The 12,354-nt window shown below is 60.6% G+C and carries 17 protein-coding genes; 10 read left to right on the top strand and 7 right to left on the bottom strand.

Annotated elements, in window-relative coordinates:
- Window positions 1-5: 5 nt before the first annotated feature.
- From JOE65_RS01355 to JOE65_RS01340, 4 genes are all read right to left on the bottom strand, one after another.
- Complete coding sequence (locus tag JOE65_RS01355) at window positions 6-545, bottom strand: hypothetical protein (protein ID WP_205161555.1); 540 nt, start codon at window positions 543-545, stop codon at window positions 6-8.
- 126 nt (window positions 546-671) lie between these two features.
- Window positions 672-1,928 (bottom strand): phospholipase D-like domain-containing protein, encoded by a 1,257-nt coding sequence (locus JOE65_RS01350; RefSeq protein ID WP_239536576.1) that lies wholly within the window; start codon window positions 1,926-1,928, stop codon window positions 672-674.
- 77 nt (window positions 1,929-2,005) lie between these two features.
- Window positions 2,006-2,221, bottom strand: a complete 216-nt coding sequence (locus JOE65_RS01345; protein WP_205161554.1) for a hypothetical protein — start codon at window positions 2,219-2,221, stop codon at window positions 2,006-2,008.
- Between the two features lie 96 nt (window positions 2,222-2,317).
- The gene (locus JOE65_RS01340) at window positions 2,318-2,698 is read right to left on the bottom strand and encodes a VOC family protein (protein ID WP_205161553.1); all 381 of its coding nucleotides are present in this window, start codon (window positions 2,696-2,698) and stop codon (window positions 2,318-2,320) included.
- Between the two features lie 380 nt (window positions 2,699-3,078).
- Between JOE65_RS01340 and JOE65_RS01335 the strand changes: the two genes are divergently transcribed.
- Window positions 3,079-3,282 carry a hypothetical protein gene (locus JOE65_RS01335; RefSeq protein WP_205161552.1) on the top strand — a complete coding sequence of 68 codons (204 nt, stop codon included), beginning with the start codon at window positions 3,079-3,081 and terminating at the stop codon, window positions 3,280-3,282.
- An 18-nt stretch (window positions 3,283-3,300) separates the two neighbouring features.
- On the opposite strand, the gene JOE65_RS01330 is transcribed toward JOE65_RS01335, so the two are convergent.
- Complete coding sequence (locus JOE65_RS01330; RefSeq protein ID WP_205161551.1) at window positions 3,301-3,690, bottom strand: ClpX C4-type zinc finger protein; 390 nt, start codon at window positions 3,688-3,690, stop codon at window positions 3,301-3,303.
- A gap of 287 nt (window positions 3,691-3,977) precedes the next feature.
- Between JOE65_RS01330 and JOE65_RS01325 the strand changes: the two genes are divergently transcribed.
- From JOE65_RS01325 to JOE65_RS01290, 8 genes are all read left to right on the top strand, one after another.
- Entirely contained in the window at window positions 3,978-5,045 is a 1,068-nt protein-coding gene (locus JOE65_RS01325) for an MFS transporter (protein ID WP_338021670.1), read from the top strand.
- Window positions 5,046-5,211: 166 nt separating this feature from the next.
- Window positions 5,212-5,448, top strand: a complete 237-nt coding sequence (locus JOE65_RS01320; protein WP_205161549.1) for a hypothetical protein — start codon at window positions 5,212-5,214, stop codon at window positions 5,446-5,448.
- Window positions 5,445-5,789 (top strand): type II toxin-antitoxin system PemK/MazF family toxin, encoded by a 345-nt coding sequence (locus JOE65_RS01315; RefSeq protein WP_205161548.1) that lies wholly within the window; start codon window positions 5,445-5,447, stop codon window positions 5,787-5,789. Before JOE65_RS01320 ends, JOE65_RS01315 begins: the two co-directional genes overlap by 4 nt.
- A gap of 300 nt (window positions 5,790-6,089) precedes the next feature.
- The gene (locus JOE65_RS01310) at window positions 6,090-6,878 is read left to right on the top strand and encodes an AzlC family ABC transporter permease (protein ID WP_205161547.1); all 789 of its coding nucleotides are present in this window, start codon (window positions 6,090-6,092) and stop codon (window positions 6,876-6,878) included.
- Window positions 6,875-7,186, top strand: a complete 312-nt coding sequence (locus JOE65_RS01305; RefSeq protein ID WP_205161546.1) for an AzlD domain-containing protein — start codon at window positions 6,875-6,877, stop codon at window positions 7,184-7,186. Before JOE65_RS01310 ends, JOE65_RS01305 begins: the two co-directional genes overlap by 4 nt.
- A 69-nt stretch (window positions 7,187-7,255) precedes the next feature.
- Window positions 7,256-7,750 (top strand): hypothetical protein, encoded by a 495-nt coding sequence (locus JOE65_RS01300; protein ID WP_205161545.1) that lies wholly within the window; start codon window positions 7,256-7,258, stop codon window positions 7,748-7,750.
- Window positions 7,751-7,813: 63 nt separating this feature from the next.
- Window positions 7,814-8,605: a DUF4097 family beta strand repeat-containing protein gene (locus tag JOE65_RS01295; protein WP_205161544.1), complete on the top strand. Its 792-nt coding sequence runs from the start codon at window positions 7,814-7,816 to the stop codon at window positions 8,603-8,605.
- 82 nt (window positions 8,606-8,687) lie between these two features.
- The gene (locus JOE65_RS01290; RefSeq protein ID WP_239536575.1) at window positions 8,688-8,888 is read left to right on the top strand and encodes a hypothetical protein; all 201 of its coding nucleotides are present in this window, start codon (window positions 8,688-8,690) and stop codon (window positions 8,886-8,888) included.
- Between the two features lie 3 nt (window positions 8,889-8,891).
- Here the strand turns inward: JOE65_RS01290 and JOE65_RS01285 are convergent, their stop codons facing one another.
- Complete coding sequence (locus JOE65_RS01285; RefSeq protein WP_205161543.1) at window positions 8,892-9,980, bottom strand: ArsO family NAD(P)H-dependent flavin-containing monooxygenase; 1,089 nt, start codon at window positions 9,978-9,980, stop codon at window positions 8,892-8,894.
- Between the two features lie 3 nt (window positions 9,981-9,983).
- The gene (purB, locus tag JOE65_RS01280) at window positions 9,984-11,399 is read right to left on the bottom strand and encodes an adenylosuccinate lyase (protein ID WP_205161542.1); all 1,416 of its coding nucleotides are present in this window, start codon (window positions 11,397-11,399) and stop codon (window positions 9,984-9,986) included.
- Between the two features lie 118 nt (window positions 11,400-11,517).
- On the opposite strand from purB, the gene JOE65_RS01275 reads away from it, so the two are divergent.
- Window positions 11,518-12,306: a metal-dependent hydrolase gene (locus JOE65_RS01275; protein WP_205161541.1), complete on the top strand. Its 789-nt coding sequence runs from the start codon at window positions 11,518-11,520 to the stop codon at window positions 12,304-12,306.
- Window positions 12,307-12,354 lie beyond the last annotated feature (48 nt).

Raw genomic sequence — 12,354 nt, 5'->3', positions numbered from 1 at the left:
AGTTGTTAGTGGCGGAAGAGGCCCTTGGCCACATTGCTCGGCCGCTGCATCTCACCCTGATGGGCTCCGAGAACAACGACGGCGCCGCTGATGCAGGGAATGACCCACTGCAATGTTTTGAGCTGCTTCTGTGCCTTCTTCAATTCTTCGGAGGCGCTCGCCCTCGGCTCGGTTGCGCCTTCCGAACCCTGATCAGCAAGTTTCCCAACTTTGGCGCCCAGCATGCCTGAGTAGAGGGTGACGCCCATGCCGGCAACCGTCAGGATGCTCTTGGCAACGGTATTTCCGGTGACACCGTTCTGATTGGCCACCCGCCCCTTGTTGGCAAAAATCAGGCCGAGTCCTCCCACGGCGTGCGCAGCGAAAGCGACCGTTTGGACGGGAGCCCACTTGCCCCACCCCAGAGTTGAGAGCCGGGTGCGTTCCTTTGGATCTTTAGCTTCCGCGGTAGCTCCATTAAGCCCGACGGCGCCCATCAGGGAGCCACCGAACCAGGCGGCGGCGCTGAGGTCGTGAAGTGAGCGCGAGAGTAGGTTTCCTGCCATGGTGATGTCTCCTCAGGAGTGGATGGTGTAAATCAACAGTCCTTAATTCTTATCAGCATGCTTACCAATTCTCTAGTGGGGAACTGGAATTGCAGACAGCGAACGTCGTGAGCCAGAGGCTAATTCTTATAGGAACGGGCGGAGCGGGGCGAGGATCGCCTCACTCAGACGCGCAGCCACATGCCTGGAATCCCACTCTCGCAGGGTCAGTTCGCGACTGTTGGAGCTATCCACTTCGTAGATCTTCTCCATGTCCGCGGCGAGATTTTTATCGAAGATCTCCATGTTGATCTCGTAGTTGCCGGTAAGGCTCAGCCGGTCAATATTCGCAGTCCCGATCGTGGACCATTCGCCGTCGATCGTTGCTGTCTTCGCGTGGATCATGGCGTTCTGAAACAAGAGGATTTTCACGCCGTCCCGCAGCAGAGCACTGTAAAAACCCCGGGAGAGCCAGTCTGAGACCACGTGATTGGAATTCTCTGGAATGAGCACGCGAACATCTACTCCGCGCGCCCGTGCCTCGAGCAGCGCTCCGAGAATCTGCTGGTCAGGAATGAAGTACGCCGTCGTGATGTAGATGTGGTTCATGGCCCGATTGATGGAGTCCAGGTAGAGGCCGCGAATCGGAAAAACCAGTTTTGAGGGGATGTTGTTGACGGCGCGCAGCCGAGGTTCCCAGAACCCAGCGCTGCGGTCCGGGAGTGGGGCGTGCGGTTGCCGGACAGCATGGTTCCAGACTGCGGCGAACGCTTCACGGAGTTCCCAAACGGATCGTCCCATGATCCGCAGGTGCGTGTCCCTCCACTGGCTCGCGTACATCGCACCGATGTTGTACCCGCCCACATAGCCAATCTCGTCGTCGACAACAAGCACTTTGCGGTGATCGAAGCCGGTTCCGCGGATATTGGTGAGGAGGATCGACGCGCGCAGTACCGGGAAACGGTACACGTTGATCTTCGGATGGAACCGGAAGAAGCTGGGGCGCACCACGAGGTTCGCGAAGCCGTCGTAGATCACGTACACGTCTACTCCGCGTTCGGCGGCTTCGGTTAGGGCTTCCTTGAACTCCTGGCCGACGCTGTCGTTCTTCCAGATGTAAGTCTCTAACAGCACCGTGTGCTTTGCGCCGCGGATGGAGGCGATCATGTCTTCGTAGAGGTCTTCCCCGTAGGTAAAGACTTTAGTCCGCGTTTCGGATACTTGACCCTCGAAGCTGCCGGGGCGGGGAAACCTATTGCCTCGGGACCGGTAGTGCTTTTTGATGGCGTCTGTTGCCACGAGTGCCGCAATGACGACGGCTTGCGTTCCAAGCATGGTCATTGTGCCGCGCTTCAGCAGGGTGCCAGCCATGCTCATGGCAACTGTTTTTCTGGGCTCAGTCATTGACAAATCGTAACCCGTCCTCCGCGTCGAGGAGCAGGCCGACACCCGCGTGGTGTTGGCCTGCTCCTCGGGCCGTACTACTTCTTTTCTTCGAGTTTCAGTGCGACGCCCAACGCAAAGAACGTGGGAGCCCAATGGCCAACGAAGATGCCCCAACGGTCTGCCTGGGCCTTGGAGTCCCCCGTCTTGCCGCGGCTGGTCAGCCAAGCCAGAATTGAGACACCAATAGAAGCAAATCCACCTATGTAAGCATGTTCGCTGCGGATACCGGACTCATGCAGTTTTTCAATCATCGGTCATCTCCCTTGTAGAGGTTGGGGCTTGGGATGAAGCAGTCTCATTGTAAGCAGGCTGTGCAACAGAGGGAAGGCCCGACGGCGGGGCCGGCCCTACGGACGGAAACTACGAGAACGCAGGATGCAGAATTCGTTTCCTTCCGGATCGCGAAGCACCTTCCAGGCGGTGCCGTCATAGACGTCATCCGCAACGGTGGCGCCGGCTTCGAGGGCGTTGGTGATCGCGCCGTCGTAGTCATAGCTACGCAGGTCGAGGTGGATCTTGTTCTTGGTCTTCTGAACGTCAGCGGCATCACCACTGGTGTCCGGAACCTTCAAGAAGTCAAGCCTGATCACTCCGCCAGTGAGCTCCACGTCGCCGTCGTCGTCCACCGAGATTTCGCCACCAAGCAGGCGCTGCCAGAACGTTGCTACCAGTACCGGGTCATCGCAGTCGATGGCCAGGGCTGCTATACCGCTAATTCCATGGGTCATAGTGGTAGTGGAACACTTCTAGAGCGCAGGGACAACCCGCAACTGCTACTTATTGCTGGCAAAGCTCACTCAGACAAGTTCAAGTTATTCGTGGTGCGGGTTGGGATCAGGTCAGTCCTGCTAGGTCTTCAAAGCGTTCGATGGCGGCGGCGATGCCGTCGTCCTGGGCTACTGCCCTGGCCCGCGAGCTGCGTCTGTCGTGCAGATAACGGGCCGTGTTTTGCGGTGGAGGCCCTTGATCTGCACGACAGAGCGGCCAGGAGCTATCGCCCACCAAAGGCCCAGTCCACACTCAACCCAACGTGGACCGTGGTGGCCGGCGGAATTCAGCTGGTCGCAGCCTGACTTACTGGACGAAATCGGTATGGATTGCCGCCTGGATGGGTTGTTGTCGGAAACTGGACCCCACGGGTTCCGCCTCGACTTCGTCGTCGTTGGAGTTGCTGTGGCAAATCTCCGGAGAACGCGTTCTGCTACCCAACCCGGATCAGGCGAGCATCGTCTCGGCGTCGTTCACCAGCGCGCTCGGCGTCAATGAACGCCTGCAAGTCCATCTCGAGGCCCCTCCCGGTCATACCCAATAACGGCGGCAGTTTACGGAGTCAACGCTGGTCCTTCAATGTCGTAGAAGTGTCCGAAGTACGACAAAAGCGCTCCCAGGCGGACTGTCTGGTGATGTTCAGAGCGTTGCCGATTCGGGCCCAGCTGATGCCGCGTCCTCGTGCAAGGTCGACCCAGGCCTGAAGCTGCTTGGTGACCTGATCGGAGACGTCGGCAACCTGCGGCAATATAAGTAGAAGGCCGTCATCATCCAGTTCCTTTGGCGGCTCAATAATGGCGCCGTCGCCTGACGCTTTGTCGAAGAGGTGCAGCGATTTCTCTGTGCAATCAAGACAGATCGCGACACCGGGTCCGGAAACCAGTCGGTTGTGTTCGCTCCAGGGTGCGCTGCAGAAACTGCAGAAATCTCCGTTTGGTGTTTGTGGTGTCATGTTTCCATCCTAGTTGACACGTCAGGGTTAACCTGACAGATTGACGGGCATGTCCTCAGCCGAAACCCAAACGAAGCCCAAACCGTCGGGCGTCTTTCAGATTCAGAGCTTCCGGCATCTATTTGCTTCGAGCGCTTTTGAAAGTATCGGAGACGAAGCGAGCCGGACGTTGATGCCGATCATCGCCGTCGCATTACTCGGCGCAGGTGCGTTTGAGGTGGGTGTGCTCAATGCTTTGAGCGTTGCGGCTTTTCTGGTACTTGGCATTCCTATAGGTGTATGGGTAGATCGTCTGGCGGAAGCGCCGCATCCTCGTCGCGGCCGATCTCGTGCGGGCCGCTGTCATTCTCTCCCTTCCTGTTGCCTTCTTGATGGATTCGCTGACGTTGTGGCATCTGCTGATCGCAGTTTCCCTGATGGGGGTCGCAGACGTTTTCTTCACTACGGCGCACACCACTGTGCTGCCCCTGGTTGTGGACAGGCATCAACTGAGTGTTGCCAACGCTCGGCTTCAGTCAGCCCAGAGCGCCATAGGTGTTGGTTCGCCCGTTCTCTCCAGTAGTCTGCTCGCCGTCATCGCGGCGCCATTTGCCCTGTTGACTTCGGCGGTAGCCTACCTCTGCTCGGCCCTTTCTGTAGCTCGCATGCGGCTGGATTCAACGCCATCGGACGACGACGCCGGCAGGCCACCGTTCTGGGCGTCGGCGAAGGAGGGGCTGGCCTTCACCGTTGCGCATCCCATCCTCCGACCGCTTTTCCTGTCGGGCATGATCACCAATGCCGCCGTCATGTTCGGAAACGCCGCTATGGCTGTCTATGCCCTGACGGTCCTTCAGCTCGACGCTGCGCTTTTTGCTGGGTTGGGGATTTTCTCTGCCCTTGGCGCGCTTGTTGGTTCGCTGACGGTGGTTCCCGTCCTGAACCGCCTGGGCATCGGCCGGACCAAGATTCTCTGCAGCCTGATGGCCATGCCAGCCGTGGCCCTCGTTCCACTGGCTGATGTCCTGCCGGCCTTCGCCGTCGTGCTGCTGGCCGTTTCCGGCTTCGGGTGGGCCTACCTGATTGTCGCCACGTCTGTGGCCGGTTCCGGGATCATGCCCCGGGTTACCCCGGCTCGCATGCTGGGAAGTGTCAGCGTCAGTAACAGGCTCTTCGTCCTTGGCATCATGCCGCTGGCCAGTGTTGCAGGCGGGGCCCTTGGCGTGTGGCTCGGCGTCGTTCCGGTCCTGTGGATGTGGGCAGTGCTTGCAGGGTTGTCGGCGGTGCCAATTCTTCTTTCGCCAATGCGCTCATGGCGGGACTTTCCCCCGGAGCATGACTTCACGTTCACAGCTGGGCAGCTACAGGCTGGATAACGTTTGTATGGGCCATTGAAGCATTCACCGGAGTAGGGCGTGCCCACGGCGATCTTGATCTCAGCATCCGGCTTTCGAGCCGTGGAAGCAACGAAAAGTGTGTCAGTAGCGGATCCGTATCTGCGACGATCTCTGGCTGCACTGCCAATTTTGGTATACTCGAAGTATGACTACCACGATTAAGGTCAGTGACGGGCTACGAGACCGCTTGAAGGCCCAGGCTGCCCGAGATGGCCTGACGTTGGGTGCCCATCTGGCTCGTCTCGCCGATGCGGACGACCGCGCGCGCAGGTTGAGCGACCTCAAAGCTGCGATCGCCGACACATCGGTCAAAGACGCGGCGTTCTACGTAGCCGAGACCACCGAGTGGGAGCGTGCCGAACTCACCGACATGACAGCGTGAGCGATTTGGACCTTGCTCCGGGCGTTGTTGCCTGGGCAACGCTTGAGCCTGTGCGTGGCCGCGAGCAGGGAGGCCATCGGCCCGTCCTCGTGGTCGCCTCGACCGGCTACCTCGATGCTGTCACAACACTCGTGATCGTTCTTCCAATCTCGACAGTAGACAGGGGGTGGCCGAACCACATTGCGATTGATGGGCAGAGCGGCCTCGATCGGCCGTCGTGGATCATGAGCGAACAGCCACGCACCCTCTCACGCGATCGGATCACCGGGATTGCCGGACAGGTCTCCCAGCAATGCCTCAACACGGCGCAGGTATGGCTGAGGGACTTTCTCGACCTCTAGCCCAACCCGGGTGAGAACACTTGCCGCCATCGCCTAAGGCACCGCTTGAACCCAAGGTTCGACTAGCGGGCACTCCTCAAAATCGCTCTCAAATCTGTCTCACATTGAACCGTGAAATGCCGTTTGGTGGTGAGTATCGGTATATTCCGCCCATAGTCAGAGTCTGGGGGAGCGTGCCCTCCAACTGTGCGGGTCCGCTGAAGCGGCCTATCCCCGCCGCATGCGCGCTGTACGCCGTCGGGCTTGATGTCGTAGAAGTCCTGTAGAGCTGGGCCACTACCGGCGGGATAAGGTTTTGGTATGACCTTCCTGCAGTCTCCAGCCGTCCGGGTGGGGCTGTCCATCAGTGTCGCGACGGGGCTCTATGCCATTTCGTTCGGCGCGTTGGCTGTTGCGTCCGGACTGACCTTTTGGCAGACCATGGTGCTGAGCCTGCTGTTGTTCAGCGGTGGGTCGCAATTTGCCTTTGTGGGCGTGATCGCCGGAGGTGGGACCGGGTTCGCCGCCATGAGCGCAGCCACACTGCTGGGGATTCGCAACGGGGTTTATGGAATCCAGCTCAACGCGCTGTTGGAACCGCGCCGCTGGCGGAAGCTGGTCATGGCACATCTGACCATCGACGAATCCACGGCCACGGCGACCGGCCAAACTGATGCGGGTGAGCAGCGGCGAGGGTTCTGGACCGCGGGTGTTGGTGTATTCCTGCTCTGGAATATCTTTACGGCGCTCGGTGCAGTCATCGGCGACGCCGTCGGCGATCCAAAACAGTGGGGGTTGGACGGCGCGGCAGTGGCTGCGTTTCTGGGTCTGCTGTGGCCGCGGCTTAAGGCGTTTCAGCCGGCGGCCATTGCAGTGGTCAGCGCGCTCGTCACTGTTCTGACGATTCCAGTCCTGCCCCCTGGCTTGCCCATTCTTGCGGCCGGACTGGTTGCGGGGGTCATCGGCTGGTTCCAGCGCGAACGCATTCCAGAGGGCATGGCCCCGGACATCGAGCCGTACCCCGAACCGTACAGCGAGCATGACGGGGAGCATTTCAAAGCTGCAACGCCCGACGGCGGCTCCACGCACAAGGGGAGGGGTACGCAGTGAACCTATGGATATGGGTGCTGGTGGCGTGCCTGCTGTCGTTTGCGACCAAGCTGTTGGGCTACCTAGTTCCGGCGAAACTCATGAAGAACCGAAGGATGTCCTCGGTCGCCGGCGCGCTGACCATTGGTCTGCTGGCCGCGCTGACCGTGGTCAACACTGTGGCCTCCGCTCAGACTGTGGTTTTCGATGCGCGGCTGGGCGCACTGGCGGCTGCCGCGGTTGCGTTGGTACTGCGGGCACCGTTCCTTGTCGTGGTGATCGTAGGTGCCGTTGCGGCAGCCCTGCTGCGACAGGCGGGTTGGGGTTAGACGTCAGTTTACGTAACTTCTGATGCCGAGGCTCTTGCGATGACGTCATAATGGTGTCACTCTAGTGTCATGGATCTTTCACCGTACATCGACAATCTCCGGCGCGACCTCGCAACAGCCGCGGCCGCCGGCGGAGAAGACGCCAGAGCGCTCGCCGAGAGGCTCACTGCCCCACTCGAATCAGCGATTCGGCTCTCGCTACTGGACGCACTGTCCTCCGCCGCTGACGAGATCACACGAGAACTCGCACCCTCCTCAGTTGAAGTGAGGTTGCGCGGAGGCGATCCGGAATTCGTCGTCACGACAGCAGCGCGGGAGACGGAGGAAGCGCAAGAGCCGCCGTCGGACAGTCCTATCCCCGAAACCGACGACGGCGGCACGTCACGCATGACCCTCCGGCTTCCGGAGCAACTCAAACCGCGCATAGAACAGGCTGCCGTCACGGCAGGAATTTCCGTGAACTCGTGGCTTGTCCGTGCCGCAACGGAATCACTGACCAGCGGTGGCCGCAACAGACAAGGCCGGCACGACGTCGGGCGCGGCTACACCGGCTGGGTGAGCTAATGCTCGTCCGGATATGGAGCTGGAACTCAACGCCCCGGCAGGGGCCGACAGCAAGGACTCATCATGACTACTTTCGAAACACCTCGACCCATTTATGTTGACTTCAGCATCGCCGCTGGAAGCGCCCGCGTAACAGCGAGCGCGCGAGCCGACACCGTCGTCGAAGTTCTCCCCACTGACCCGTCCAAAGTGCCGGACGTCCAGGTAGCACAGGACACACGCGTGGAATTCGCGAACAATCTGCTCGTGGTCAAGGCGCCACGGAATCAGTCCAGAGGCTTCTTTGGTAGGACTCCTTCCATCGACATCCGGATCGAGTTGCCCAACGGCTCGGAGGTTCGCGGTGATGCGGCTAGCGCCACGGTCACAGCTGAGGGCACGTTGGGTGATTCTTCATTCAATGTGGCCTCTGGTGACGTCCACCTCTCCGACGTCGCGTCCGTGGCAGTGAAGTCCGCCTCCGGTGATGTGAGCATTAACCGCGTCTTGGGACATGCGGATATCACTACCGCTTCGGGGGACATCTGGGTCCAGCATATCGGCGGCTCGGCCTCCGTGAGGACGGCTTCGGGCGATGTGATTCTTGGACAAGTAGCCGGTGACCTTCGGCTGCAATCAGCGTCCGGTGGTGCGACTATCCGGGAGATTGTTCGCGGAAAAGTGGACGTCAACGCCGTTTCCGGAGACATGGTGTTGGGTGTTGCCGAAGGAACAGCCGCGTGGCTTGACCTCAAGTCCATGTCAGGCAGCATCAACCAGCTGCTCGCTTCTGCCGACGGACCGGCCGGGTCAGAGAACACCGTGAAACTGCGCAGCCGGACAGTGTCTGGAGACGTCACGATCCGTCGCGCCTGATCCTCATAATAGACACCAGTCCCTTGCCAGAATGGCCCCCGTGGTGTCACCGTTGGGCATACCGTCTCGGATTGGAGCAGTCATGGAACAGATTCGTATCCACAAGTGGTGGACGCACCTCGACGTCGCAGCCAAGCAATGGCTCCGTGAGAACGTACGCGCCAAAGTCATCCCCGCGAAAGTACAGAACCGAATTGCGGAAGCCGGCGGTCCCATCGAGGACCCGCTGCTGACCGAGGACGACTGGGACTTTGTCACCACCCAATCCGAGTTCGTCGACTAGAACCTATTCCTCGGCCGACTTCTCCTGCAGTGCACGCACTAGCTGACGGGCTGTGCGCCCGGCTCCAAACAGTGTTGCCGAACCGGGACCCGTCCAGTCGCCGTAGCCCAGAAAGTACAGGCCAGGCACGACGGCGGATTCCAGACCTTCCAGCCTCATGTGCCCTTGGCGATCGCGAAGTGAGGCTCCCCGCGCACGCAAGTGTGACTCGATGTCATCGAGGTGATGGAGAACGGGACGGAACCCGGTGCACCAGATCACCGCATCAAACTCCGCTGACTGCGCCCCGCCGTCGACATCCGCCCGCTGCACTCCGGTTGGTGTCATCTTTAAGAACATGGGCTGGGCGTCCAACGCGCCGGCATCGCGCGCGCCACGTACTGGCGGAACTGCCACAATATCGCCGAGACCGCCGCTGCCGGCGTCGGCCTCCCCGGACTCCACCGCTCGCACCCGTGCCGAGGCGACAGAGAACAACACCCGCCCGTCGACGTCGTCGGGCATGAATTTGGGTTCCCGAAGCGTGAACCAGGAGGTATCCGCGACGGCATGCAGATCCGCGACGATTTGAGCACCGGAATTTCCACCGCCGACGACGGCCACGCGCTGGCCCCCAAACTCGGCCGGGCCACGGTACGTCGCCGAATGAAGTTGCCTACCCGTGAAGCTTTCGGCCCCCGGGACCGCGGGGGTGTAGGGCTGCGAGTACGTGCCGGTGGCATTGACGACGGCGGCCCCGCGCCACCGCTTAGCGCCGGTCGTGACAGTGAAACCGCCGTCGTCCTCCGCTTGAACCGAGGTCACTGTGACAGGCCGTTCAACGGGGAGCGCGTACCTGTCCTCGTAGGATTCCAGATACTCGAGCACATGTGCAGACGGCGGGTAACCGGGCTCCCACACTGGCATCATGCGCCCTGGCAACGATGAATACTGCGAAGGAGAGAACAGGGTGAGGGAGTCCCACGTATGCCGCCACGCCCCGCCGGGCTCCGGCTGATCGTCAAGAATGACAAAGTCCAGCCCCGCGCGCCGCAGGTAATAGCCAGCGGCGAGGCCTGCCTGGCCCCCACCGATGACGACGACGTCAAACATGGCTTACTTGAGGTGGTCGACCAGCGTGGAGGCAATGCCGGTGTAAGTAGCGGGCGTCAGCTGGAGTAAGCGCCGCTCGGCGTCCTTGCTCAAGCCAAGGCCGGAGACGAATTCCTTCATGCTCTGCCCGTTGACGCGGTGGCCCCGGGTGAGTTCCTTGAGGCGCTCGTAGGGGTCGTCCATGCCCTCAACGCCTGCGATGGCTTCTGCGCGCATCACCATCTGGATGGCTTCGCCGAGCACCTCCCAGTTGGAATTTAAGTCTGCGGCGAGCACCGGCTCGGCCACCGAAAGCCGATCGAGTCCCTTGACCACGTTGGAAATGGCGAGCAAAGAATGACCGAACGCGACGCCGATGTTGCGCTGTGAGGACGAGTCCGTGAGGTCTCGCTGCCAGCGTGAGGTGACCAGAGTGGCTGCCAGCGTGTCCAGGAGGCCGTTGGAGATTTCCAGGTTCGCTTCGGCGTTCTCGAACCGGATCGGGTTGACTTTGTGCGGCATGGTGGAAGAGCCCGTTGCCCCGGCGACTGGAATCTGGGCGAAGTAGCCAATGGAAATGTAGCTCCACACATCGGTGCAGAAGTTGTGCAGAATCCGATTGAATCGGGCAACGTCTGCGTAGAGCTCCGCCTGCCAGTCATGGGATTCGATCTGCGTGGTCAACGGATTCCAGGTGAGGCCAAGCCCTTCGACAAAGCTTTGGGCAACGTCTTGCCAGTCTGCGCTGGGAACTGCGGCAACGTGGGCGGCATAGGTCCCGGTGGCACCGTTGATCTTGCCCAGGAACTCGGTGTTCTCGATGCGGGATAGCTGCCGTTGCAGGCGGTGCGCTGTGACGGCAAGTTCCTTGCCGAGCGTAGTGGGTGTGGCGGGTTGCCCGTGGGTGCGCGAGAGCATGGCCACGTCACGATTGGCTTCCGCCATGGCCGCGATCTGCTGCACCAGTTGCCGAGCAGCTGGCAGCCACACGTCCTGGACCGCGTCTTTGATACCAACGGCGTAGGACAGGTTGTTGATGTCTTCCGAGGTACATCCGAAGTGCACCATGGCCTTCAGGTGTTCAATGCCGACGTCGGCCAGCCGACGGCCGATGAAGTATTCCACAGCTTTGACGTCATGGACTGTGACGTTCTCGATTTCGGCAAGCTCGGCCACCGAATTTCCATCGAACGAGGTGACGATGTCCCGCAGTTGTCCCTGCTGCTCATCGCTGAGAGGAGCCGTTCCGGGCAGCACGGAGCGCGAGGTGAGGTGGATCAGCCACTCTACTTCAACGTGGGTACGATCTCGGTTTAGCGCGGCCTCGGACAGGTAGTCCACCAGGGGCGCGACGGCGGCGCTGTAGCGACCATCCAGCGGGCCCAACGCAATAGCGGGGGAGACAGATGACAGTTCAACGCGGGAAGAAGTTTCAGCCATGGCTCCTATTCTTCCACGGCCACGATCCGGTTTCGGGCCGCCAGGACGACGTCGGCGCTGTGCCAATGTAGTCAGGGCGCTTTCGCCATTCACTGCAAGAGAACCTGGAGCTGAAACGATGATGGGAGGCAATCATGCCGCCTGCGGTGCTGCCGCATGGGTAGCCGTGACATCCACGGGAAGCCACGCTTTTGGCTGGTACCCGCTTGAACCTGCCGGCGTGGTGATCGGGGGTCTGGTGACGGCCGGGGCAGCACTGATCTGCGATTCGGACCATCGGCGGTCGAGTATCGCCTACGCCCTCCCACCGGTGACCAATGTGCTGGCGTTTCTCATTGGGAAGGTCAGTGGCGGTCACCGGAACGGTACACATTCGATTATCGGGGTCGTGGTCTTCATCCTGCTGGCTGCGCTGGCGGCTTCGTGGCAACCGGTAATTCGTGGGCATCAGGTGGCACTGGGTGCCGGCCTGCTGTGCATGTTTCTAGTGGCAATCGCACTGAAAACGCTGGAAGTATTTCCCCGCCGTTCTGTACTGGCCAACTGGTTTTTTGGGCTGCTGGCTGCCGTGATCGTCTGTTTCCTTGCGCCAGTCCAAGGTCCCTGGTTGCCGCTGGCCATGGGAATTGGGGTGACAGCCCATATCTTGGGGGACCTGACCACCGTGGGTGGGGTTCCCCTATTCTGGCCCCTCAAATTCGGGCCGCCGAAGAGTTGGAACATGCCGTTCTGGCGGACCAGCGGCTTTATCAGCATTCCCATTCTGGGTACAGCGGGATCCTGGCGCGAGAAAGTGGTGATCGTCCCGATAGCGGCGTATGCACTGTTTGGGTTCGGCTTGGCCGCATGGAAGCTGGTGCAAACTGGTCCGCTGAGCGGTCTGCTTCCGTACGTGAATGTCAGCTGACTATTCCTCCACAGCCGCCGTTCGATGTTGCCCACTCCACAGATGCCG

The sequence above is a fragment of the Arthrobacter roseus genome (assembly GCF_016907875.1).
GTDB classification, from domain to species: domain Bacteria; phylum Actinomycetota; class Actinomycetes; order Actinomycetales; family Micrococcaceae; genus Arthrobacter_J; species Arthrobacter_J roseus.
The sequence above is the reverse complement of the archived record's forward strand: the minus strand, read 5'-3'. Positions and strand labels throughout refer to the sequence as shown.